The organism is Lachnoclostridium phytofermentans (assembly GCF_000733755.1).
GTDB lineage: Bacteria > Bacillota > Clostridia > Lachnospirales > Lachnospiraceae > Lachnoclostridium > Lachnoclostridium phytofermentans_A.
In genome coordinates this window covers 1500001-1524406 of record NZ_JPOF01000003.1, presented here as the reverse complement: position 1 = coordinate 1524406, position 24406 = coordinate 1500001, and the positions used below count along the sequence as shown (strand labels likewise).

The 24406-nt window shown below is 36.2% G+C and carries 14 protein-coding genes, 7 tRNA genes, 1 rRNA gene and 1 pseudogene (1 of these 23 cut by a window edge); 4 read left to right on the top strand and 19 right to left on the bottom strand.

The annotated features are described in order from the left end of the window. Positions 1 to 490 precede the first annotated feature (490 nt). A complete protein-coding gene (locus tag CC92_RS0112020) occupies positions 491 to 1786 on the bottom strand; it encodes a M18 family aminopeptidase (RefSeq protein WP_029502655.1) in 1296 nt (431 codons plus the stop codon). A 539-nt stretch (positions 1787 to 2325) separates the two neighbouring features. Between CC92_RS0112020 and CC92_RS0112015 the strand changes: the two genes are divergently transcribed. After that, entirely contained in the window at positions 2326 to 3063 is a 738-nt protein-coding gene (locus CC92_RS0112015) for a hypothetical protein (RefSeq protein ID WP_029502656.1), read from the top strand. Here the strand turns inward: CC92_RS0112015 and CC92_RS0112010 are convergent. The 3 genes from CC92_RS0112010 to CC92_RS0112000 all read right to left on the bottom strand — a co-directional run bounded on the left by CC92_RS0112010 (position 3057) and on the right by CC92_RS0112000 (position 5512). After that, complete coding sequence (locus tag CC92_RS0112010; RefSeq protein WP_197035793.1) at positions 3057 to 4223, bottom strand: cation:proton antiporter; 1167 nt, start codon at positions 4221 to 4223, stop codon at positions 3057 to 3059. The genes CC92_RS0112015 and CC92_RS0112010 overlap by 7 nt on opposite strands. A gap of 2 nt (positions 4224 to 4225) precedes the next feature. After that, on the bottom strand, positions 4226 to 4564 hold the full coding sequence (locus tag CC92_RS0112005; RefSeq protein WP_029502658.1) for a hypothetical protein: 339 nt from the start codon (positions 4562 to 4564) through the stop codon (positions 4226 to 4228). Between the two features lie 222 nt (positions 4565 to 4786). Then, positions 4787 to 5512, bottom strand: a complete 726-nt coding sequence (locus tag CC92_RS0112000) for an NUDIX domain-containing protein (RefSeq protein WP_029502659.1) — start codon at positions 5510 to 5512, stop codon at positions 4787 to 4789. Between the two features lie 192 nt (positions 5513 to 5704). Between CC92_RS0112000 and CC92_RS0111995 the strand changes: the two genes are divergently transcribed. Further along, positions 5705 to 6616 (top strand): S1 RNA-binding domain-containing protein, encoded by a 912-nt coding sequence (locus tag CC92_RS0111995; RefSeq protein ID WP_029502660.1) that lies wholly within the window; start codon positions 5705 to 5707, stop codon positions 6614 to 6616. A 538-nt stretch (positions 6617 to 7154) separates the two neighbouring features. Here the strand turns inward: CC92_RS0111995 and CC92_RS0111985 are convergent. Further along, positions 7155 to 7769: pseudogene (locus CC92_RS0111985) on the bottom strand (GTP pyrophosphokinase); the annotation flags it as partial. Positions 7770 to 8518: 749 nt separating this feature from the next. On the opposite strand from CC92_RS0111985, the gene CC92_RS0111980 reads away from it, so the two are divergent. After that, positions 8519 to 10264 (top strand): ABC transporter ATP-binding protein, encoded by a 1746-nt coding sequence (locus CC92_RS0111980; protein WP_031420376.1) that lies wholly within the window; start codon positions 8519 to 8521, stop codon positions 10262 to 10264. Between the two features lie 121 nt (positions 10265 to 10385). Continuing rightward, a complete protein-coding gene (locus CC92_RS0111975) occupies positions 10386 to 12167 on the top strand; it encodes an ABC transporter ATP-binding protein (RefSeq protein WP_029502663.1) in 1782 nt (593 codons plus the stop codon). A gap of 546 nt (positions 12168 to 12713) precedes the next feature. On the opposite strand, the gene CC92_RS21670 is transcribed toward CC92_RS0111975, so the two are convergent. The 14 genes from CC92_RS21670 to CC92_RS0111905 form a co-directional block, all read right to left on the bottom strand. Continuing rightward, complete coding sequence (locus CC92_RS21670; protein WP_051650684.1) at positions 12714 to 14153, bottom strand: sensor histidine kinase; 1440 nt, start codon at positions 14151 to 14153, stop codon at positions 12714 to 12716. Further along, positions 14143 to 14829, bottom strand: coding sequence for a response regulator transcription factor (locus CC92_RS0111965; RefSeq protein ID WP_029502665.1), 687 nt, complete (start codon positions 14827 to 14829; stop codon positions 14143 to 14145). The genes CC92_RS21670 and CC92_RS0111965 overlap by 11 nt, the downstream gene beginning before the upstream one ends. A 666-nt stretch (positions 14830 to 15495) precedes the next feature. Further along, positions 15496 to 17070 (bottom strand): IS1182 family transposase, encoded by a 1575-nt coding sequence (locus CC92_RS0111960; protein ID WP_029501492.1) that lies wholly within the window; start codon positions 17068 to 17070, stop codon positions 15496 to 15498. A 191-nt stretch (positions 17071 to 17261) separates the two neighbouring features. Next, entirely contained in the window at positions 17262 to 19244 is a 1983-nt protein-coding gene (gene tkt, locus CC92_RS0111955) for a transketolase (RefSeq protein ID WP_029502666.1), read from the bottom strand. A gap of 241 nt (positions 19245 to 19485) precedes the next feature. Beyond that, positions 19486 to 20139, bottom strand: a complete 654-nt coding sequence (fsa, locus tag CC92_RS0111950; protein WP_029502667.1) for a fructose-6-phosphate aldolase — start codon at positions 20137 to 20139, stop codon at positions 19486 to 19488. A gap of 246 nt (positions 20140 to 20385) precedes the next feature. Next, complete coding sequence (locus CC92_RS0111945) at positions 20386 to 21135, bottom strand: NAD-dependent protein deacylase (RefSeq protein WP_029502668.1); 750 nt, start codon at positions 21133 to 21135, stop codon at positions 20386 to 20388. Between the two features lie 585 nt (positions 21136 to 21720). Beyond that, positions 21721 to 21793: transfer RNA gene (locus CC92_RS0111940), tRNA-Lys, on the bottom strand. Between the two features lie 47 nt (positions 21794 to 21840). Further along, a tRNA-Phe gene (locus CC92_RS0111935) sits at positions 21841 to 21913 on the bottom strand. 43 nt (positions 21914 to 21956) lie between these two features. Further along, a tRNA-Met gene (locus tag CC92_RS0111930) sits at positions 21957 to 22030 on the bottom strand. Between the two features lie 54 nt (positions 22031 to 22084). Next, positions 22085 to 22166, bottom strand: a tRNA-Tyr gene (locus CC92_RS0111925). 9 nt (positions 22167 to 22175) lie between these two features. After that, a tRNA-Thr gene (locus CC92_RS0111920) sits at positions 22176 to 22248 on the bottom strand. Positions 22249 to 22303: 55 nt separating this feature from the next. Then, positions 22304 to 22376: transfer RNA gene (locus tag CC92_RS0111915), tRNA-Val, on the bottom strand. A gap of 32 nt (positions 22377 to 22408) precedes the next feature. Then, positions 22409 to 22482: transfer RNA gene (locus tag CC92_RS0111910), tRNA-Asp, on the bottom strand. Between the two features lie 129 nt (positions 22483 to 22611). Further along, positions 22612 to 24406 (bottom strand): 23S ribosomal RNA (locus CC92_RS0111905); it runs 1123 nt beyond the window's last position.

The window sequence follows — 24406 nt, the reverse complement described above, 5'->3', positions numbered from 1 at the left end:
ATTTCTAGCTTAATTTTGTCAAGGGTGTTTTCTGCTACGTTAATAAATAGATTTCTATTACTTCAATGTTTAATTTTCTCCTACATCAATAATTAGTTTTCTGCTACTTCAATATTTAGATTCAATGCCTAACAAAAATTAATCTTGTATAACTCCAGACTTGCCAAAAATCTATCCTCAAAATAGAAATAAGATTGATGAAACTTGTATTCCTCCTTACAGCGGTTCTCGTCCCCATACGAGAAATATAAATGCTGTATCGTAATACACCGACTCATCAATCTTATTTCTTAAATAGCTTCGCCCTCTAAACATTCCCCAATGCTTCATCCTCCGGACAATACCTTCTCGATACCGACCAAATGCATTATAACAAACTTTGTGAAATATGTCAAGAAAGTCTTTTATTTAAACCTTCCTTTTGTAACTTTTCACATAGTGTGAATATATAAGAGCAAATATTATAAAAACTAAAATGAAATGCTGTCATTTATTCCGTAAAAAAAGCAGTTGCAAGATCCACTAATGCCATCTGATCTTTCGTGCCCATCAGCTCTCTCGCTGAGTGCATTGCAAGCATTGGAATACCAATATCTACAGTTTTCATTGGTAACCAAGAAGAGATAATTGGTCCCATCGTTCCGCCACCGATCACATCGGAATGATTTACAAATTTCTTATAAGGAATGTTGTATTTATCACATAACATAACCATAGATGCAATCGCTTCGGTATCAAACGTATAACGTTGGTTTCCGCTGATCTTAAATACTACTCCATCATTCATTAATGCATAATTTACTGGATCATATTTCTCTGTCTTACTTGGATGAAGAGCATGAGCCACATCCATAGAGATTAGAAAGCTACTTAAGATCGAATCATTTAATTCCGCTCTATCATAACCTAATGCTTGATAAATCTTCTCAAGGAACATAGAGAACAATGCAGAATCTGCTCCTTGCTTTGTTTCACTTCCGATTTCTTCATTGTCAAATAAGCCGATAATGTTGATACCATCTTCACGATCTCCATCAATAATTCCTCTAAGTAATGCATGGCAGGATGTTAAATTATCCAGTCTTGGGCTCTGAATAAACTCTTCGTTCATACCAAGCAACAAACCGTCTTCTGCACAATATACATAAAGGTCAAAATCTAGAATATCACTAACCTTAACTTGAAGCTCTTTTGCTAGAAATTCAATAAAATAAGATTTCTCGTTTAATGTTTCATTTAATACACCCATCAATGGAAGCATATCCGTCTGCTTCATTAACTCTACACCCTTATTTACCTCTTTATTCATATGAATTGCAAGGTTTGGGATTGTTAAGAAAGGTTTATCAACGTTAATTACCTTAGTATTAGGAGCGAATGGATTCTCACTCTTTAATGCAACTCTACCCGCAACGGAAAGTGGTCGATCAAGCCAAGTATTTAAAATCGGTCCACCATAAATTTCAGTATTTACTCTTAAATATCCCTTACTCGTTAACTCTGCGGTTGGTTTTACATGAAGGCATGGATGGTCCGTATGTGCAGAAGCTAAGCGAAACTGCTGTGATGAAGAGACCTGATTACCAATAGTAAACGCAAATAATGTAGTTCCAAACGGTTTTGTATAATATTTTCCGCCTGGCTGTAAACTAAAACTCTTTCTAAAATCAAGCTCTGTAAAGCCTGCTTCCTCAAGCATAGTAATTCCTTCTAAAACAGCGTGATAAGGTGATGTTGATTTTTTAATATAGGATAGTAATTCTCCTGCAATCTCTTTTTCTCTCATTGTAATCCTCCTGTAATCTTATATTAACTATAATGTACCTACTTCATAATACATCAATACTATTTTAAAAAATTGAAAGGTGTATTCTGATTCCTAGGTTTTACTCTAATTTACTATTTCATGCTAATTCCTACTTTCCTCTGCTTCATAGAATTCTTTCTACTTTATAACTCTATCCTAATTCCTAGGTTTTACTCTACTTCTATATCAATCCATAATTTTATCAAATCTATATACCCACTCTAACTCACAAGTTTTGGGCTAATCTCTATGATTCACACTGATTTCTAAGCCTCATATTACTTCATCTATTTCACTAAATTACATAGTATCCCTCGCATCTTACATTTACTCTATAAGATTGTTTTTCTATGTAATACTATACCCTAGATTTTCATACCTGTATAGAGGAAATTGCTCAGATTCAATGAAAGAGTGTTTACAATTCCCCTTTATCTCTATAGCAATCAACCTTTCATCTTGCATCAAGAAAGAATCTAAGGTATTCTATATTTACCATAATGAGAGGAGGTCCTACTATGGACCAAGAATTATTTCAAACCTCCTGTTCCCTCGTAATTGATCAAAACTTGCAAGGAAACGGAATTGGTACCTTAAGTGAAAAAACTATCCATGCCGTCTTAAAGCATTATTATAGTCCAGACATATCTTTTCATGAGCAAAAGGTAAAAAACTATGTGGCTGATATCTTAATGGATAATCAAATTATAGAAATTCAGACCAGACACTTTCATACTCTACGTAGAAAACTAGATGTTTACCTTCCTGACTATGAGGTAACTATCGTTTATCCAATTGCCCATACCAAATGGTTATGTTGGGTAAATGAAGAAACGGGAGAAGTATCGAAGCCAAGAAAATCGCCAAAGACAGGGGTTAAATATCAAATATTCCCTGAACTGTATCGAATTAAGGATTATTTAAAAAATCCGAATCTTCATTTTAATATTACATTCATCGATGTGGAAGAGTATCGTTTACTAAATGGATGGAGTAAGGATAAGAAAAAAGGTTCTACTAGAAATGATGGTATACCTGTCTCTTTATTCGATGAAATAACGATTGCAACGAAAGAAGATTATTATAAACTTTTACCAGATAACTTGCCGAAACAATTTACTACAAAAGATTATAAAAAAGCTGCAGGGGTTTCCCAAGGGATTGCCTCCACAGCTCTTAATATCTTATATCATATGAATACGATTGACCGAGTAGGAAAACAGGGTAATGCCTTTCTTTATGAAGTGGTTTACTGAATTTCCCCTGCTTTTTTTAGAGCTATCTTTGTAATTATTGGGCCTGTCAATTCATAAATTACAGTACCACAAAGAATTACGGTCCGTATCATAGATCCATACTCAGGAACAATTGTCATGGATGTCGTAGCCAAGCCTATCGCTACACCTGCTTGAGGTATTAAGGTAAATCCCAAATACTTTCGGACAGTCGGTGCTGCATGAGTTATCTTCGCACCTAATGCTGCACCTAAGATTTTACCAAGTACACGGAATATAATATATAAAATTCCGATTACACCAACCGTTGGAATGACCCTCATATCTAGTTCTGCTCCCGAAAGGAAGAAAAATAACATAAAGATGGGTGGTGTTATACGGTCCGTTTGATTAAAAATTACTTCGCTTGCTCTACTTGTATTTACTAAAACTGCACTCATTGCCATACATGCAAGTAAAGCAGACCACTCAAGTAAGTCGCAGACACCGATGCAAACGAAAATCATTGCAAATGTTATCGCTAAGCGATTACCACGTCCTGTATACCACCTAGCTAAAAATGAAAAGATTAATCCTAGTACAGCACCAATCGCTAAAGCACCAAGAATCTCAATCACTGGTTTTGATATTGTGGTAATGATAGATGCTTGACCATTTGAGCTAATTGCTTTTGCTATTGCAACGGATAATCCATAACACATTAAAGCAGCTGCGTCATCAATAGCAACAACTGGCAATAAGGTTTCTGTCACTGGGCCCTTCGCCTTGTACTGCTTAACAACCATTAAGGTAGCTGCCGGAGCTGTAGCTGCAGCAATTGCCCCTAAGACTAAACTAAATGGTATATCATGTCCGGTTACAATTAAGATAACATCTACAAATAAAACAGCCATAATTGCTTCTAAAAAAGCAATAATAACTGGTGATTTTCCAACCTTCTTTAAATAAGATAATTTAAACTCAGCGCCAATGGAAAATGCTATAAAGCCTAATGCCACTTCAGGAATAAAAGAGAATGTCTCAATCATATCCAAAGGAATTAAATTAAGACAGTACGGGCCAACCAAAAGACCCATAATAAGATAGCCAGTTACATTTGGCATTTTAATCTGTTTTACGATTTTCCCTGCAATAAGGGCTAAGAATAATGCAAGCGCAAGGTATAAATAAACTCGAATCACAATTAATCACCAAGCCCTTCTACGTAAGTAATCGGGATTGAGAACATAATCCCTGTATTTGGCTCTTTCAAATCCCCAATCACATCTTTGATCACGGTTCTAGCCTTAATAACCTGTTCATCCTTTAGAACAATTAACATAACCTTACTCACTTCTTTTTCTTCCTCAGAAAGCATACGCCTAAGAACTCCAAACATCGGCAAGTCCTCCATATTTACAAGAGCTTCTGCCATACCGGTTCCATCTAGAATAGTAGCTCCTTTTACTCCTGACTTAGCCAGGTGCTTTAGCAGTTCATCCATAAACTCATACTTCTTTAGAATTAAAACTAATAATTGCATATGTACCTCCTACTTTTGTCATATGATTACTGCAAAATTTAAAATAAAAACCGTGTGTTATCATAGTCCTCTAATTCCAAAATGTCAATATTTTGTTATGGAATTGTTATTTAGATATTATTTCAGATGCATGAAAAATAAGGCTTTATGCAATTTTAGTATCAACAATATTAATCAGTTTTATACCATGACTTTGGCAGATTTTCTTCTCTTTTTCTACTATTACAATCTGTTTTTTAGTAACTGATATGCTCTTACAATAAATGCAGGATGATCAAATGCAATTCCATTACTCTCAATTACTTTATAATCCTCTTGTAACAAAAGTGTATCAACATTAGTAAAGTAATCTACTATAGCCTCTGCCTTTCTATCATGATTTTTCTCGCAGATTACCTCAATGTGATAACGAACTCTTTTTCTTTTATTCTTTGATGCAATACCATCTTCTTTCATAATCTCTTCTATTACCTTATCAATCTTAACGAAAAACCATTCTGCTTCTGCCGCATCATCTCCAGCGATAACTTTTTGGTCAGATTCTAGTAGTGCTAGATACGCAACTGTTACTATTCTAGTCCTTGGATCTCTATCCTGTTTCCCAAAGGTATAGATTTGTTCCATAGGAATATCACTTAGTCCTGTCTCTTCAAGAAGCTCTCTTGCCGCTGCCTTATCTATATCTTCATGAATTTCAACAAATCCTCCTGGTAGGGCCCACCATCCAATACAAGGATGGTTTTTTCTTTGAATTAAGAGAAGCTTTAGTCCATTTTCTAGGTCATGAATTTCTTTCCTCTTTTGGAAAACCAAAATATCTGCTGTCACAGATGGATTTTGATATCGATTAGGATCATATTCCATTAAAAACCTCTCTAGAGATTTTCCTTCCTCATTATCCTTTCCATTTCCTAAAAATTTCTTTATATCACTTACAAATGCATTCATAGTTTCCCTCATTTCTATTCTTATTTCATAATTTCCTTCCAACATCTTAATACACCATTTTGCAATAATCAAGTAAGTCATTGTTTCTTTGAAACAACCATGCTATACTAAAAATATCGAGTTTGTCATATTTTTTAAGTATTTTAGATACAAGATAGGACCAAACTACACAAAATAAATGAGGTGAAAAAAATGGACGAAACTAATTTAACCATGGATGATTTTAAAACGGAACTTGATCATTCCTTAAAGCGTTTAATAGAGGGTGATCTTGTGAAAGGTACTGTAATTGGTATCTCTGATACCGAAGTTATTGTAGACTTAGCGTATTGCTCTGAGGGTATCATTAAGCTAGAAGAATTAAGTAATGATCCTCGATTTTCAATTAAAGCAGATGTTAACATCGGAGAAGAGATTACTGTTATGGTGTTATCAGAGGATAAGGAAGGCAATGTACTTCTATCAAAGAAGAAGGCAGATGATCTATTATCTTGGGATAAGTTAAAAACTATGATGGAAGAACGTACTGTTGTTACAGTAAAAGTAGCAAATGCTGTAAATAGCGGCGTTGTAACCTATTTAGAAGGTATTCGTGCATTTATTCCTGCCTCAATGTTAAGCCTTTCTTATGTAGAGGATGTCTCAACCTTTGTTGGAAGAGAATTAAGAGTAATCGTAGTAACAGCAGACAAAGCAGCAAATAAACTAATTTTATCTGCAAAAGAAGTGTTAAGAGAGGAAGAAGCTAAAGTAAAAGCTCATAAAATATCCCAAGTACAAAAAGGTATTGTAACAACTGGTATTGTTGAAAAGCTTATGCCATTTGGTGCCTTTGTTTCAATTGGAGAAGGTCTTTCTGGACTTGTCCATATCTCTCAAATATGCGGAAAACATCTTAAATCACCTGCTGAGGTATTAAAAGAAGGTCAAGAGGTAAACGTTAAAGTCTTGGATGTAAAAGACGGTAAAATCAGTCTAAGTATAAAAGCGGTCTCTGAGGAGGAAGAAGTTCTCGACGACGCAGCTAACGCACCAATAGAATATAGTACAGGAGAACAAGCAACCACAGGCTTAGGTGACCTATTAAAAAATTTTAAGTTCTAGATAGAATAATGGGTACTAGCTTTCCATGCACGATTCTATAGTTAACATACTCTGGAATCATCTATAAAAAATGGGTACAAACGAAATACCTTGGAGAAGCTAACATGCTTTCCTTGGAACAACTTCGTTTGTACCCGTTTTTTTGTCGTGTAGTTTTATATCGATATTAATATTCTCAGTAGAATATTCTAGTTGGTATTGTCTGATGTTATGTTTGATGTTATAAGACATTTACCTTCATCTCTTGTTTTTTACGCTTATTACTTCCAAATAAGGAGAAAGGTACCTTATCACTTGCCTTCGCCTTTAACGCTTTTTCTTGTATTGCACTTACCATCTCACTGTCTACATTCATATCATGGTCAATGATAAGCTCCTTTTGCTCAATTCCTTTTACTTTTTCCGGAATATTTTTATCATTCACTACTTCCTCATCGTTATCGTCATCCACGATGCTTCCGTAAGATTCTTTAATTTTACTTTGGAACATATCAGAAACAATTTCACGATAATGATCCATTGCATCATCACTATAGGTTCTTATTTCTTCATTTATTGCTAACATCTTCTGATCCAAAAACGATACAATATCAGCGCACTCTTTAAGCTCTCTTCGTATATGGGCAGGTGCATTTCCTTCAAATTTATAGTACATCTTGTGTTCTAAACTCGCCCAAAAATCCATCGCAATTGTTCGGATCTGGATCTCAACCTTAGTTTCGATCATTTCCTGTGATAAAAATATCGGCACTGTTACAATCATATGGTAACTCGTATATCCGTTCGGCTTAGGATTTGTAATATAATCCTTGATTTTTAATACTTTTACATCACTTTGTTTACGAATCAAATCAGCGATTCGATAAATATCGGAAGTAAAAGAACAAATAATACGTATACCGGCAACATCATTAATGTATTTGACTATATTCTCAACTGTAAGCTCCATATTGTTGTGGCGAATTTTTTTAGCAATACTTTGTGGAGTTTTTATTCTTGAAGTAATATGTTCGATTGGGTTGTATTGATGTGCCAACTTAAACTCATTATTTAGAATTTCTAACTTTGTATTTACTTCCTTAAGAGCCGCATCATATAATAAAAGGGCTCGATTCCATTCCTCTGTTTGATCATAAAACATCGGTAATTCCATATTTGTCACCTTTTCCTTTACATAATATTACACTATGTATCCTTATGGCTTTTTTTCTAATTTGTATACTTAATTTTCAATTATTAACTGTCTTTTTTCTCCTGCATTATCTTCATTATAGCATAAAATTATGAACAATTTTTGAAGTTTTTAAGTCTTAATGTATCTTTAATATTTTGTTAATCTTAGTTACAATGTCATAAGTATTTATTATCTAACTGTTACATTTCCTTATCGTATAGGTCTAAGAAATGAAAAGAAATACAGCAGAATCCAGAAGTTATTCACTCGTAGGAAATTAAGGATAGTTTATAATTTTTTACATAAAAATTAAAAAATTATAAATTTTAGGGTTGACATAGCCACAATACTGGAATATAATTCAAAAGTAACCATAATTACATCTGTAGATCTACTCAATCTATGGAAATAATAAAGAAAGTGAGGTAAGAATTCATGAGTAAGAAGATCAATAATTTTGGAATGTTAAATAACACAATTAATTCATGCAGGACTGCCTCCGGTATACGTCTATAGTATTATTATATCTTAGAATGAATGCCGTGGTATCTTGCCACGGCTTTTTTTTGTCTTTTCATGGTTTCACCTGTGAGAAACCATATCCTTTGTCGTGTGCAAGTCACATTTCTGTCTCGGATCAGCACCCATGACAGAAATAAAACTAGTCCTTTCTTTACCCAAATTGTAATCAAATACCTAGATAGGTGTGTAAGGAGGAGAGACACCTTATGAAAATCTCGCACTATTTAAAAAAATACTGGTATCGTTATGCCTTTGCCATCACTTGCATTTTCATAACCGTTGGTTTAGATATGCTGAATCCACAGGTTACTATGCGTATTGTTGATGATGTCATTGAAAAAGGGAAACGAGACCAACTTGCTCCACTGCTGCTTGTTGTTTTTCTTATCGGAGCAGGTCGTTGTATCTTTGGATACTTAAAAGAATATAACTTTGATTCCGTAAGCTCCAAAATATCTGCTGATTTAAGAAGCAAGTTGTTTCGCCATATACAAACACTATCCGTAGATTTTTTTGATAAAAATAACACTGGAGAGCTTATGTCCCGTGTAAAAGATGATGTTGATCGTATCTGGGATGCCTTTAACTACGTCAGTATGTTACTAATAGAGGTAACCATTCATACCAGTATCATCTTATATTGCATGTTCCATCTGAATAAAAAATTATTCTTAATTCCAGTTATCGCAATGCCACTGGTAGCACTCTTAGCATTTCTATTAGAGAGAAAGCTGGGTGGAATATATGAAGAAATCAGCGAACAAAATGCAACTCTTAATACCATCGCACAAGAAAATCTTGCTGGTGTTCGAACAGTAAAAGCTTTTGCTCGTGAAAAATTTGAAATTCAGAAATTTTTATCTCACAACAAACGCTATTACGACTTGAATATGAGCCAATCCAAAGTTCTCATTCGTTATCAGCCATTATTTCAGCTGATCACCAGAGCACTTCCATTAATCACTATTATCTATGGAGGCTACTTAACCATTCAAGGTGAAATCACCCTAGGTGTACTTGCTGCTTTTGTTGAGTATAGCAATAATATTACCTGGCCGATGGAGATGATTGGATGGTTAACAAACGCTGCTGCATCTGCTGTCGCTTCAAATAAGAAGATTAAAAAGATTTTTGCAGAAACACCTACTATAAAAAATCCAGAAAATCCTGTTATTCTTGAAGAGGTAACTGGGAATATCGAATTTCGTAATGTAGATTTTGAAATCGATGGGAAAGAGATTCTTCATAATATCAATTTTCACTTACCTGCAGGTAAGACAATTGGTATAATGGGCGCAACTGGTGCTGGTAAGACCTCCATAATTAATCTGATCCAGAGATTTTATGATGTAAAACAAGGAGAAGTACTGTTAGATGGAGTGAATATTAAAGAACTAAATCTTACTCAGCTAAGAAAAAGCGTTTCTTTAGTAATGCAAGATGTATTCCTTTTCTCAGATACCATTAATGAAAACGTTAAGCTTGGAAAGAAATCATCCATTGAAGAAGATGAAATCATTCATGCACTAAAACGTGCTCAGGCCTCCGATTTTATTGAGCAAATGGAGGAACAATACGAAACTATTATTGGAGAGCGTGGAGTTGGATTGTCTGGAGGTCAAAAGCAGCGTATCAGTATCGGTAGAGCTATTGCAAAAAAAGCTCCTATCTTAGTTCTAGATGACTCTACTTCTGCTCTTGATATGGAAACAGAACATCAGATACAAGAAACATTAAATTCCTTAAATGGAACTACAAAGATTATCATCGCTCACAGAATCAGTGCTGTTCGTAATGCAGATGAAATCATTTTCTTAGAAAATGGAACAATTGCAGAACGAGGAACTCATAACAGCCTTTTACAGAAAAAAGGACTCTATTATGAAACCTATATGGCACAGTATGGCGATTATTTAGAAGCCTCCAAAGAGGTAATCGCATGTAACTATTAATTTAACTTCCATTGCATATCACATCTGTGACAGATGTGATACTGCTGAAACAAGAAAAAGTACGCTAGGCGAACTTTTCCTTGTCATGAATAGAATTCCCATAGCGAAAGGACGTGAAACTATGGCTGTGAACGCTATTAAAGAAGATGAAAGTCTTCACGTAACCTCGAAAAAAAATACCCTGCTAAGATTATATCGCTATCTGCTTGCTTACAAGAAATCAATCGCCGTAGTACTACTGATTATGTGTGGTACAATTAGCATTTCTTTGGTCAATCCTTTAATTATAGAGACAGCAATTGATAACTATATCAAGCGTGGTAATGTCAATGGATTACTGAAACTAGGAATCTTTGCACTCGTGCTAAATATAACCTTAGTACTGTTAGTAAAGCTTCGAATGTTCATTATGTCTAGATTATCTAATAGTGTACTCGTTACAATACGTCAGGAACTTTACACTCATATACAGACCTTGAGTTTTAAATTCTTTGACTCAAGACCAACCGGTAAGATTCTTGCTCGTATTATGGGTGATGTTAATTCACTGAAAGATGTACTCAGTAATAGTGTAACCACTTTAATTCCTGATTTTATTACCATATGTTCTGTTGTTGTTATTATGTTTGTGAAAAACTATAAACTAGCACTTGCTTCCCTTTGTAGTTTCCCACTAATGGCATTTGGCGTATGGTTTGTTCAGACAAGAGCACACAAACGTTGGCAGATTCATAAGAAAAAAAGTTCCAATGTCAATGCCTTCATTCATGAAGATGTATCCGGAATGCGTATTATACAGAGTTTTGGTGCAGAAAATGAAACAGAAGAAGAGTTTGATGAATTATTAAAAGAACATCGTGATTCTTTTATGTCAGCAGTACTATTTGCAGATGCCTTTGGCCCAATCGTTGATATCTGCTGGGCACTCGCCTCCCTATTTCTTTTTCTGGTTGGTGTCAACCTTATAGGTAAGGATCCGAGCGTAAATGTCGGTACAATTGTAGCTTTTGGTTCTTATATCTCTATGTTTTGGCATCCACTTCTAAACTTAAGTAACTTTTATAATCAGTTAATAACGAATATTACCGGTGCAGAACGTATCTTTGAGATTCTTGATACAAAACCAGATGTTAGTGATGCGAAAGATGTTTATACCCTCCCTAATATTCAGGGCGAGGTGGAATTTAAGCATGTCTCCTTTTCTTATGATGAGGATACCAATGTCCTTCGTGATGTCAGCTTCCATGTTAAGCCTGGCGAAACGATAGCGTTGGTTGGTCCAACTGGAGCTGGTAAAACAACAATTATTAACCTAATTAGCAGATTCTATGATATTCAGGAAGGAACTATCACAATTGATGGCTACGACCTAACAAAGGTATCTATTGAAAGCTTACGTGAGCAAATGGGCGTCATGACTCAAGATAATTTCTTATTCACTGGTACAGTCAGGGAGAATATTAGTTATGGTAAACTTGACGCTACCGAAGAAGAAATTATTACTGCTGCCAAGGCAGTAAATGCTCATGAATTCATTATGAAAATGGAGAAAGGTTACGATACAGAATTAAAAGAACGTGGTGCCGGATTATCCATTGGACAAAAGCAGTTATTAGCGTTTGCCCGTACCATGGTATCAAAACCTAAGATCTTAATCCTAGATGAAGCTACCTCTAGTATTGATACTCATACAGAGCTTCTTGTACAAAAGGGAATTGAAGCTTTACTCAAAGGACGTACCTCCTTTGTTATTGCCCATCGTCTCTCTACCATACAGAAGGCAGATCGAATCTTTGTTATCGATAATGGTGGCATTATTGAATCTGGTTCTGCCGCAGAGCTTCTTGAAAAGAAGGGAGCTTACTACAACTTATATATGGCTCAGTTTAAAAATATAGCATAGATTTCATAAGGAAGTTAGAACACCTGTGACTTTACAATAAACTGTGATGACTTCCTTACTTCCATAGCAGAATTAAACTATGTGTAGAATTTGAGCAAACGATAGGTTATACCACTAAATCCTTACTTTTCACAAGATGAAAAAATATGAATACAGAAAGTAACTTTACTTTATGACAAGTAGACAGCTTACTGGTATATGGTATTTGGTATTTAGTGTGTAACTATCTATCGTTATAAAGGTGTTAACGGATGATATCAGCTTTAAATAGAGCTTGTATTGGACTTAGCACCTTTTTCATTTATTTCATATCAAAAGACACTCTAAAAGTCCTATTAAGTATTTATATTGTAGCCATTTCTGACATTTTTTATGGGGTAAGAAATTCAATACCTTATTTAACTTTTTCATCTTAATTAATCTTTTTATCTTATTCATCGTTAAATATCGAATGTAGAATATACTTATCCACACTTCAAGCAAAATTTCAGACTTTTATTCACAAAAAAAGGACAGTAAGTGTATAACTAGTTACTGTCCTTCCCTTTAATTATCATATCGTATTCTTGGAATCGTTACAATAAAACTTGTTCCTCTTGTATACTGAGAACGGACTTTAATTCTTCCTGTATGCGCCATTATAATTAGCTTTGCAATTGATAAACCTAATCCATGACCTTCTATTTTTCGATCACGGACATGATCAGAACGATAAAATCGGTTAAAGATGCTGTCCATATCTTTTCTTGTCATACCAATTCCGGTATCCTCAACACCAATCATACAGTCACCTCGAATGTTGCGGCAGTAAATACGGATGGTATCTCCATCACTAGTATATTTAACAGCATTATCAATAAAAACTCTTATTGCCTGTTTTAGAGCCTGCCTATCACCATATACATCAACATCCTCCAGATAAGGTGCTTCGATGATTCGATTTGCTGAAACAAGCTTTGTTTCTTTTACCATTTCCTCTACGATTGGTTTCATATTGAACATCTTTTTTTCTAATTTTAGCGTTTTCTTATCATGCCTGGAAAGGAATAAAAGTTTTTCCACCAGATCCTGCATGGCTTTTGCTTCATTTTTAATCGCTTCAATCGATTCCTCTAATATTTCTTGATCTTTTGATCCCCATCGATCAAGCATATTAATATATCCTTGAATAACCGCAATCGGTGTTCGAAGCTCATGTGATGCATCCGAAACAAATTGCTTTTGACTCTCATAGGATGTCTCTAATCGATCCAACATATTATTAAAAACAATCGCTAAGTCCTTTAACTCATTCTTCGTTCCAGCCACATTTAAACGCTCGCTATGAAGGTTATTCACAGTCAAACGATTTACTGTCGCAGACATAGATTGAATTGGCTCAAGAAGTTTAACATTATCCTTCTTTCCCTCTTTCATAATAAAGAATACAATGAAAGCATATAAAATTAACATATTCCATACTAAAGACCACATACGATTATAGTCTTTTGTCATATTATAAAAAAACCGGGCTCGGTATAGCGTTCCACCCTGAACAAATTCTATTTCATCATCTAGAACAAGACGATGGGTATCACTTGATTTTGTAAAATGAATCGATTTAAAAATACGACTATAATTTTTTGTATCATAAGTAACATCATTGTATACCTCTCGCTCTGTATCGGCTTCATATAAAATCATGTTAACACCTAATTTTGAATAGGGATTTACTTCAGTTCCAAAAACGCCCCCATCATTCTCCAAATTAACAACAATCTCTTCTGCTAGGTCCTCATATCTTCCTTTTTCTATGTTTAGATAGAGAATAGAAAATATAAAGAAAAATAGAACGCCATTAATAATTAAAAGCTTCATATAATTCATAGCAATTCGATTGGTAATAGAGAGACGAATTCCACCGAAGATTGCTTCTTTTTTTTCACGGTATGGTAGCACAATTTTTTTTAATATGTTACGTAACTTTTCAACAGCTTTATTTTTCATCTCGAATTATATATCCCACCCCTCGAACTGTACTGATTAAATGAACCCCGTACTTATCGTCAATTTTTTGTCTGAGATAACGAATATAAACATCTACTACATTGGTATCACCAAAATATTCGTAATCCCATACATTATTGAGTAATTGTTCTCTTGTTAGCGCTATGTTTTTATTTCTCATTAAATACTCTAGCAATTCATATTCTTTCTTTGTAAGGGATAATTCTTCCTCACCAAAATATGCACTATGACTTGCCAGATTTAATCTAAGCTCTCCATGAATTAAAACATCCTGTTTTGCTTCTGTAGCACCTTTACTATGTCTACTGAGTGCCACACGAATTCTCGCTAATAACTCTTCAATTGCAAACGGTTTTGTCATATAATCATCCGCTCCCATATCAAGGCCAGCTACTTTATCCGTAACGTCATCTTTAGCAGTTAACATGATAATAGGTACCTGGGATTCCATACGTATTCTCCTACAAACCTCAATACCACTTAGCCCTGGGAGCATGATATCTAGCAATACTAAATCAACATCTGGCTTTAATGCCTTTTCAAGTCCTGATCTTCCATCATTTGCAATATCAACCGTATACCCCTCATACTTTAGTTCAAGTTCTACGAATCTAGCAATCTTAGCTTCATCCTCAACAATCAATATCTTTGCCATACCTTTTCTCCTTCTCTATTCCAATTAATTTTACTTTAACCAATAACAACCTCAAAATTAGTCATATAACTTTCCATAATGTTATTAAGCTTTCCATAATGGTGCTTTCCATGCTCCGTCAATCCGATCTTAGAACACGCATTTAAAATCAAGTATATATCCTAATTTTAGCGATTCTGTAAGGTTATTTCAATAGATAAGTTAATTAGATTTGCATTAAAATATACTAAATTAAATCAAAACCTGCAATTTAATATCGTAGATCAAAGTTCAATGGTATTACATAGGGTATTTATCATGTTCAGAAATATGAACTATATAAGGAATAAGTAAAAAACTCTAACCCTAGTAATATAGAATAATAGAAAACAATCAAACTACAGAACTTAACACAGATCTATACATAACTCTAAAAAACTAAACATTATCTACAAAATCAAACATTATCTGCAAAATCAAACATTATCTGCAAAATCAAACATTATCTACAAAATCAAACATTATACAAAAACAAACATTATACAAAAACAAAAAGAAGGGGCTGTGAAAAAAGCCCCTAACACAGAGACGTCGGTTTAACCGACGTCTCTAGTTGTTTTTAATCTAAATCAACACTCTAAAAAAGAGCATAAATCCCCCTACCCCATAGAATCAGCATTTTGGATTTTATGCTGATTTTTGAAGTCGCATCTTTTTATTATGATATTTATATAGATTTTGTCCGATAGAAACTAAAAAAATCTCTAATCGTACAGAATTGATTCCTCTTCTGACAATTCTTTTATAGTTTCGATCATTTTTCATGATTCCAAATGTTCCTTCTGCTTGAATGGATCGATTCATTCTTAAAAGTGCACCATGTATACTTTCAAGATTTTCAATCACTTCCTGATGCATCGCTGTCAGTTCTTGATTGATTCTTATAGTACGATTATTCTCTGTTTTCTTGCATTGAGCTGTATATGGACAGTTGCTGCAGTCTTCGCAGACATAGATTTCTTCCTGACGTCCGTATTCATTTCCACGTACTGCTCTTCGGTGAGAAAAAATAAATCTCTTTTCATTTGGACATATCATGTATCCTTCCGAATTAAATCTGAAATTGACAGCTCTGAACGGATCATTATGGTATTTTTTATCTTCGGTTTCCTTCTTGAACATAGTGAATTTCATGTATTTTTCCATATCATGCTGTTCACAGTAAATATAGTTATTATATGAACCATATCCGGCATCCGCAGTTGGATATTTCGGGTAAAATCCATATGTCTTTTTGAATTGCTCCATGAGTGGTACAAAACAGTCCATGTCTGAACGATACTGGTTAACGTCAACAACTGCTATATATTCATCAGCTACCCCAACCTGTACATTGTATGCCGGAAGTAACTGATCATTTCCCATGTAATCCGTTTTTATCCTCATAAATGTGGCGGAATGATCTGTTTTGGAATAACTGTTACGTGCAGGGCCACAGATATTCACCTTTTCTATGTATTCCTCCAGCTTTGAGGCATACTCTAAAAGCTTCTCATACTGCCTCTGCTGACAGGTTTTTCGATGTCCCTTTCCATAAACAAAATCGGATCTATCAACGTTCCAAACCTTGGCATACTGATCAGCTATTTCACGTAGCTGTTCAGGTGCATACTCTACGTTTGCTTCTATTTTAAGCCCTGACCATTCAAGGTCTGTATTGATTTCATGAAAAAGGGCAGTTATCTTTTCAAACAGTCGGTATCTGGATTTCTCAGTAGCTTTTTTCCATACCCAGCTGTACTTATTCGCATTTGCTTCAAATTTTGAACCGTCTATGTAAAGGTGGTTGAGGTCTACATTTTCCTGTTCAAAAATCTTTTTATTGATATCGTTGAAAATATCTTCAATGGAGTCACCTAAAACATCATTGATGAAATAGGAAAAAGTCCTGTAGGAAGGTCTTTCGTTATCAATTAAATACATGAATCTGATATTTACTCTGCAGTTATCTTCCAGTTCTCTTAGTGACATGTAGCCCTGGGTCATAAATCCAAAAAGCACCGTTTTCAGCATGTTGACGGGATTATATCTGATGCGCCCAGTTTCATGTTCTGGTATGTTTCTCAGATACTTAGCTAAGTCAATTCCCTCCATGAATTCGTCAAATGTCAAAACCGGATCACAAATATCAAGAAAATCTGAAATAAACATTGGCAAAATGCCTTGTTTTGATTTAGAATAAGTTGTGGTTTGATTTTTCATTGCAGATAAATTTTACCACAAAAAGAGGATTTTTAACTCACTAACGTGAATTAAAAATCCTCTTTTCTAGTTAGGTGCTTTTTTCACAGCCCCTTCTCTTTACCTTTATCTTAACTATATCAAACTCCCTTACATAAAGAAATAAATCATTTCTTCCAAGGATATTTATCTTTTAAAGAATACAAAATATCTTATAATACCGATTTCACTGCTGCCACAACATTCTCTGTAGTAAAGCCGAACTTCTTAAATAAGGTTGCAGCAGGAGCTGATGCACCAAATCCGTTCATAGAAACAATCGCACCATCTAAGCCAACATATCTCTCCCAGCCATATCCGATCAGTGCTTCCACTGCTACTCTCTTACGTACTGCACTTGGAAGAACGCTTTCTTTATACTCCTTGCTCTGCTCCTCGAAGATGTCCATACATGGCATACTAACAACACGTACATCAACACCTTCTTTTAATAACTCTGCTTTTGCAGCTACCGCAAGTTCAACTTCAGAACCAGTTGCAATAATAATGGCATCTGGGATTTCCTTATTTGAGTCTTCTAATACATAAGCACCCTTTAAGGCCTCTTTTGAAGAACCAGCTAACTGTGGGAGGTTCTGTCTTGTTAATACAAGAGCTGTTGGAGTTTCTTTTGATGTTACTGCGCTATACCATGCCGCAATTGTCTCTGTCGCATCTGCTGGACGGAATACATGAAAGTTTGGCATTGCTCGGTACATCGCAAGCTGCTCAATTGGCTCATGAGTTGGGCCATCTTCTCCAACACCAATACTGTCATGAGTCCAAACAAAAGTTGTTGGTATTCTCATAAGTGATGATAATCTTGCCATTGGTTTCATATAGTCACTAAATACAAAGAAGGTAGATACATAAGCACGTAGACCATGTAATACCATACCATTTCCGATGGCTGCCATAGCTAGCTCTCTTACACCAAAGTGAAGGTTTCTTCCAAGTCTGTTGTCTTTGGAGAAATCCCCTTCTTCTTTTAAATAAGTTTTTGTTGAAGGAGCTAAGTCTGCTGCACCACCAATTAAGCTTGGTACATAATTCTTTAATTTATTTAGAACAACACCAGATAAATTTCTAGTTGCTTCTGGTTTGTCCTCAAATGACCAGAATTCTTCATTATCAAGTAATTCTTTTGCTATATCAAGATTAAATTCCTTCTCCCAAGCTTCTTTCATCTCTGGATAAGCAGCAAGGTATTCTTCAAACATCTTATTCCAAGCAGTTTCATCCTCTGCCTTTTTTGCTGCAATTTCCTTATAGTGAGAATATACTTCTTCTGGTACAAAGAAAGGTTCTTTGGATGGCCAACCAATATTCTCTTTTAATGCTAAGACATTGTCATCACCAAGAGGTTCTCCATGAGCACTTGCCTTACCCTGTTTTGCAGGACAGCCATAACCAATCTGAGTTTTACATAGGATTAAACTTGGTCTTGTTGTATCAGCCTTCGCTGCTTTTACCGCATTAGAGATTTCTTCAATGTTGTTACCATCTTCCACTACGATAGTCTGGAAGTGAAATGCCTCAAAACGTTTTAAAACATCTTCAGTGAATGCTATATCGGTATCGCCTTCGATAGAAATCTTATTAGAATCATAGAAAACGATTAATTTTGAAAGACCTAACGTACCTGCTAAAGAAAATGCCTCATAAGAGATACCTTCCATCATACAGCCATCCCCACCAAGTACATAAGTATAATGGTCGACTACAGGATAATTTTCTTTATTAAACTTTGCTGCTAAATGCTCCTCTGCCATTGCCATACCAACTGCCATTGCCATACCTGCACCAAGAGGTCCTGTTGTAGCTTCTACGCCCTTTGTATGACGATACTCTGGGTGTCCAGGAGTAAGGGAGTCTAACTGACGGAATTGCATCATATCTTCTTTGGTTAAACCATATCCAAATAAATGTAACAAGGAATACAATAACGTAGATCCATGTCCACCAGATAATATGAAACGATCTCGATTCGCCCAATCAGGGTTTGCTGGATTATGCTTCATTTCATTTGCCCATATATCATAAGCGATGGCTGCACATCCAAGTGGTAATCCCGGATGACCTGATTTAGCTTTCTGTACAGCATCCGCAGCTAATACACGGATCGCATTAATGGACATTGTGTCAATGTTATTCATGTGATATCCTCCTAAATACATTTCTAATAATCAACTTATCGGAAGTTTAATTTTGAACTTCTGATATAAGTGTTCCTTAGTACTGTTAACTTAATTACTGGAACATTAGTTTGGTCCCAATAAAATAATAAACAATAAAATCTGATGTTTATTGAATTGATATAAATCCCCATGCAAGAGCAAATTTTACTCTTACATGGGAGATTATGTTTCATAATACTATGCTTAGTCCAATAAAGAATTACTCTCCGAATACAGCTTTGTAATCTGCTTTAAACTTCTCAATACCAGCATCAGTTAATGGATGTTTCGTACATTGAACAATAACGCTATATGGGACTGTTGCAATATGTGCACCCGCTAATGCACAATCTGTAATATGAACTGGATTTCTTACACTTGCAGCAATAATCTCAGTTGGTAGGTTATAGATTTCGAAAATTTCTGAGATTGTACGAATTAAATCAATTCCAGGAGTTGAAATGTCATCAAGTCTACCTAAGAATGGAGAAACATATGTTGCTCCTGCTCTAGCAGCTAATAGCGCCTGATTTGCAGAAAATACTAGTGTAACATTTGTTTTAATTCCTTCCGAAGATAACACTTTGGTTGCTTTTAATCCTTCTACTGTCATAGGAATTTTAACTACCATATTAGGATGTATTTTAGCAATTTCTCGTCCCTCTTCAATCATCTTTTCAGCATCCACAGTAGTAGCTTTTACTTCGCCACTTATTGGACCATCTACAATATTGGTGATCTCCGTGATTACTTCCTTAAAATCTCTACCTTCTTTTGCGATTAATGATGGGTTTGTTGTAACACCACAAATAACACCCATGTCATTTGCCTTTTTGATTTCTTCTACATTCGCTGTGTCTATAAAAAATTTCATTTTTTATACCTCCCAAATTTAAATCATCACTGCAACTTACAACACTATGTTATTCCTAATTATTCCTTACTCATATTATCATGTAACAGAAAATATCTCAATGCCAAATCTGCTTAATTTCAAGGAATTTTCATGTTTTTTAATAACATATAGCACAATAATTAAGTAACAGGTTATAGACTATATGAAACATTCCATATATTTCTTTAATTACTTAAAACGAATTTATTCGCAAAAACTAGCTTTTCACTCAGATTCCAAAATGTTTTGTAACACGGTATCCATAACCGCACCAATAGAATCCTGAATCACCAAGGATGCCCTTCTATCATAGCTTGTCTCACTTTTATTAATTAATACCAGATTATCACCATTAAAATACTCTAGTAAACTTGCTGCCGGCCATACAACGAGTGAAGTACCTCCTACAATCATAGTATCTGCCTTTTCAATTGCTTCGATTGCTTTTTGAACGACTGTCTGATTTAATTCCTCCTCATATAAAACAACATCGGGTTTTATAACACCGCCACAATCTGTACAAATTGGAACGGTATCCATACTCATTATTTGATCAAGTTCATAGCTCTTCCTACATTTCATACAGTAGTTTCTATTGGATGAACCATGTAACTCATACACCGTTTGACTTCCTGCCATCTGGTGTAAATTATCAATGTTTTGAGTAATAACAGCAGTCAATTTTCCTAATTCTTCTAACCTTGCTAATGCAAAATGTGCTTGATTAGGCTTAGCTTCTTTATAAATCATGTGTTCTTTATAGAATGTAAAAAAGTCAAGCGTATGCCTCATAAAAAAACTATGAGATAATAATTTTTCCGGGGAATATTTTTTTCCTCCCCCAGTAGTATAAAGACCGTTTTCTGAGCGAAAATCTGGGATACCAGATTCAGTAGATACACCTGCTCCACCAAAGAATACAATATTATTACTATCCTTCACAATCCTCACAAGTTGCTCTGTTTCTTTTGTCATAGAATCATCTCCATTGCTTTCATAGTTTTATTATAGCACAAATATCAGGTCTTTTAGTTTAATTCTATGCTAAAACAGATTTTCTACTCATATATACTCATCATCCAATACATAAATCCATTACTTAGTATGTGTCAGATCATAATTTTAATTTATACAAAGCTATAGTTACTTATTTAAATTTGGAAGACTTTCCTCTGTAAAATAAATCAATCTTTTTTAATACCTCCTTCCTCTCAATAAATACTGACTTTTCTTTTATTCTACCGTTTGATATCCTTGAATTCAACTCATATTTAAACTTGTACTGCTCAAATATGAGTATATCATAAGTTGTATGGATAAGGTATTGTTCTTGTAACAAGTAATTTTCAAAGAACAAATCAAATCTTAGAATAAATGATTTATCTTTACTAAAGAACGTATCTTCTCTCTTACATTTTTAAGATGGTAGGCAGTATTAACATATTTCACATTGATTGGTTGTATATTGTATCAAAACATTTTAGTTAAAAAAACATAACAAAGCCAAAAAAGCTGTAAAATAATGGATTGTCCAATTATTTTACAGCTTTCTTTAATTAATGAGACATCCGGGATTCGAACCCGGGACACCTTGATTAAAAGTCAAGTGCTCTACCGACTGAGCTAATATCCCATAGTTTTATACTTCTGACATTATATACCATGGAAGCATAAAACAAATGCCCAGAACCGGAATCGAACCAGTGACACGAGGATTTTCAGTCCTCTGCTCTACCAACTGAGCTATCTGGGCATGGATATGATAACTATTTAATTTCAATCCTTTCGGATTGGAGTTGCGGGGATAGGATTTGAACCTATGACCTTCGGGTTATGAGCCCGACGAGCTTCCAGACTGCTCCACCCCGCGATATTATTTTTTTTGTTGATTGATATTAATTATCTTATGCTTAGTATCAATCAGTGGATGGAGAAGGATTCGAACCTTCGAAAGCGTTGCTAACAGATTTACAGTCTGCCCCCTTTGGCCACTCGGGAACCCATCCATGTTCCTAAGCCGACGATCGGACTCGAACCGATAACCTGCTGATTACAAGTCAGCTGCTCTGCCAATTGAGCCACGTCGGCGTATAAAATTAAATCCACCGAACCCTAATCGTCTGTCGGCATTACTGTAACTGAATGGGACCTATAGGGCTCGAACCTATGACCCTCTGCTTGTAAGGCAGATGCTCTCCCAGCTGAGCTAAGATCCCATATCAATTTTTCGCTTAATTTCTTAAGCTAACGACCCGGATGGGACTCGAACCCACGACCTCCGCCGTGACAGGGCGGCGCTCTAACCAACTGAGCCACCGGGCCATCTAAAATAACTTTAGATGACTAAGTCACTTTTCAATTATACCATATAACAATTTGATTGAAAAGCTTTTTTTCAATCAAATTGTTAATCCATTAAACATTGATCAACAATCTTTTAAACAAACCTTTTAGGTTAAGCCCTCGACCTATTAGTAACAATCAGCTACATGTGTTACCACACTTCCACCTTTGTCCTATCAACCTTATCGTCTTTAAGGGGTCTTACTTGCTTTCGCAATGGGATATCTTATCTTGAGGGGGGCTTCACGCTTAGATGCCTTCAGCGTTTATCCCGTCCCGACTTGGCTACTCGGCCATGCTCTTGGTAGAACAACCGATACACCAGAGGTCAGTCCACCCCGGTCCTCTCGTACTAAGGGCAGCTCCTCTCAAATATCCTACGCCTACGCCGGATAGGGACCGAACTGTCTCACGACGTTCTGAACCCAGCTCGCGTACCGCTTTAATGGGCGAACAGCCCAACCCTTGGGACCTACTACAGCCCCAGGATGCGATGAGCCGACATCGAGGTGCCAAACCACTCCGTCGATGTGAACTCTTGGGAGTGATAAGCCTGTTATCCCCAGGGTAGCTTTTATCCGTTGAGCGATGGCAATCCCACTTTATACCACCGGATCACTAAGTCCTACTTTCGTACCTGCTCCACCCGTCGGTGTCACAGTCAAGCTCTCTTATGCCTTTGCACTCTACGAATGGTTTCCAACCATTCTGAGAGAACCTTTGAGCGCCTCCGATACCCTTTCGGAGGCGACCGCCCCAGTCAAACTCCCCGCCTGACATTGTCCCCTAGCCGGGTCACGGCTACAGGTTAGAAATCCAGTACTACAAGGGTGGTATCCCAACAGCGACTCCGTAAGAACTGGCGTTCCTACTTCCTAGTCTCCCACCTATCCTGTACATGCAGCACCGAATCCCAGTATCAAGCTGAAGTAAAGCTCCATGGGGTCTTTCCGTCCTGGCGCAGGTAACCAGCATCTTCACTGGTATTTCAATTTCACCGGGTGCATTGTCGAGACAGTGCCCAAATCATTACGCCTTTCGTGCGGGTCGGAACTTACCCGACAAGGAATTTCGCTACCTTAGGACCGTTATAGTTACGGCCGCCGTTTACTGGGGCTTAAGTTCAAAGCTTCGACTTGCGTCTAACCTCTCCCCTTAACCTTCCAGCACCGGGCAGGCGTCAGCCCATATACCTCACCTTTCGGTTTTGCATAGACCTGTGTTTTTGCTAAACAGTTGCTTGGGCCAATTCTCTGCGGCCTGGTTTCCCAGGCACCCCTTCTCCCGAAGTTACGGGGTCATTTTGCCGAGTTCCTTAACAATGCTTCTCCCGTCGGCCTTAGGATTCTCTCCTCATCCACCTGTGTCGGTTTACGGTACGGGCATATAGCAAACAATAGCGGCTTTTCTCGACAGCATAGGTTCAGAAACTTCGTTACTTAAATTTCACTCCGCATCACACTTCACCATCACCGGACGGATTTGCCTATCCAGCTTGACTTTGTGCTTGCGCCGGTTTTTCCATTCCCGGCTTTTCCTACCTTTCTGTGTCCCCACAGTTCTGTTACTATATGGTACAGGAATATCAACCTGTTGTCCATCGACTACGACTCTCGTCCTCGCCTTAGGCCCCGACTTACCCAGAGCAGATCAGCTTTACTCTGGAAACCTTGGATATTCAGCCTAGAAGATTCTCACTTCTATCTCGCTACTCATTCCGGCATTCTCTCTTCTTAACACTCCACTGCTCCTTACGGTACAGCTTCGTCGCAGTTAAGAATGCTCCTCTACCAATCATACGAAGTATGATTCCACAGCTTCGGTGGTGTGTTTTAGCCCCGGACATTTTCGGCGCAAGATCTCTCGACTAGTGAGCTATTACGCACTCTTTGAATGTATGGCT

What these genes read in the sequence shown, in the direction of transcription:
- CC92_RS0112015 (WP_029502656.1), top strand. Translation starts at nt 2,326, where the DNA reads ATGGACCAAGAATTATTTCAAACCTCCTGTTCCCTCGTAATTGATCAA.
- CC92_RS0111965 (WP_029502665.1), bottom strand. Translation starts at nt 14,829, where the DNA reads ATGGCAAAGATATTGATTGTTGAGGATGAAGCTAAGATTGCTAGATTC.
- CC92_RS0111995 (WP_029502660.1), top strand. Translation starts at nt 5,705, where the DNA reads ATGGACGAAACTAATTTAACCATGGATGATTTTAAAACGGAACTTGAT.
- CC92_RS21670 (WP_051650684.1), bottom strand. Translation starts at nt 14,153, where the DNA reads ATGAAAAATAAAGCTGTTGAAAAGTTACGTAACATATTAAAAAAAATT.
- CC92_RS0111975 (WP_029502663.1), top strand. Translation starts at nt 10,386, where the DNA reads ATGGCTGTGAACGCTATTAAAGAAGATGAAAGTCTTCACGTAACCTCG.
- CC92_RS0111945 (WP_029502668.1), bottom strand. Translation starts at nt 21,135, where the DNA reads ATGACAAAAGAAACAGAGCAACTTGTGAGGATTGTGAAGGATAGTAAT.
- CC92_RS0111960 (WP_029501492.1), bottom strand. Translation starts at nt 17,070, where the DNA reads ATGAAAAATCAAACCACAACTTATTCTAAATCAAAACAAGGCATTTTG.
- fsa (WP_029502667.1), bottom strand. Translation starts at nt 20,139, where the DNA reads ATGAAATTTTTTATAGACACAGCGAATGTAGAAGAAATCAAAAAGGCA.
- CC92_RS0112000 (WP_029502659.1), bottom strand. Translation starts at nt 5,512, where the DNA reads ATGAATGCATTTGTAAGTGATATAAAGAAATTTTTAGGAAATGGAAAG.
- CC92_RS0112005 (WP_029502658.1), bottom strand. Translation starts at nt 4,564, where the DNA reads ATGCAATTATTAGTTTTAATTCTAAAGAAGTATGAGTTTATGGATGAA.
- CC92_RS0111980 (WP_031420376.1), top strand. Translation starts at nt 8,519, where the DNA reads ATGAAAATCTCGCACTATTTAAAAAAATACTGGTATCGTTATGCCTTT.
- CC92_RS0112020 (WP_029502655.1), bottom strand. Translation starts at nt 1,786, where the DNA reads ATGAGAGAAAAAGAGATTGCAGGAGAATTACTATCCTATATTAAAAAA.
- tkt (WP_029502666.1), bottom strand. Translation starts at nt 19,244, where the DNA reads ATGAATAACATTGACACAATGTCCATTAATGCGATCCGTGTATTAGCT.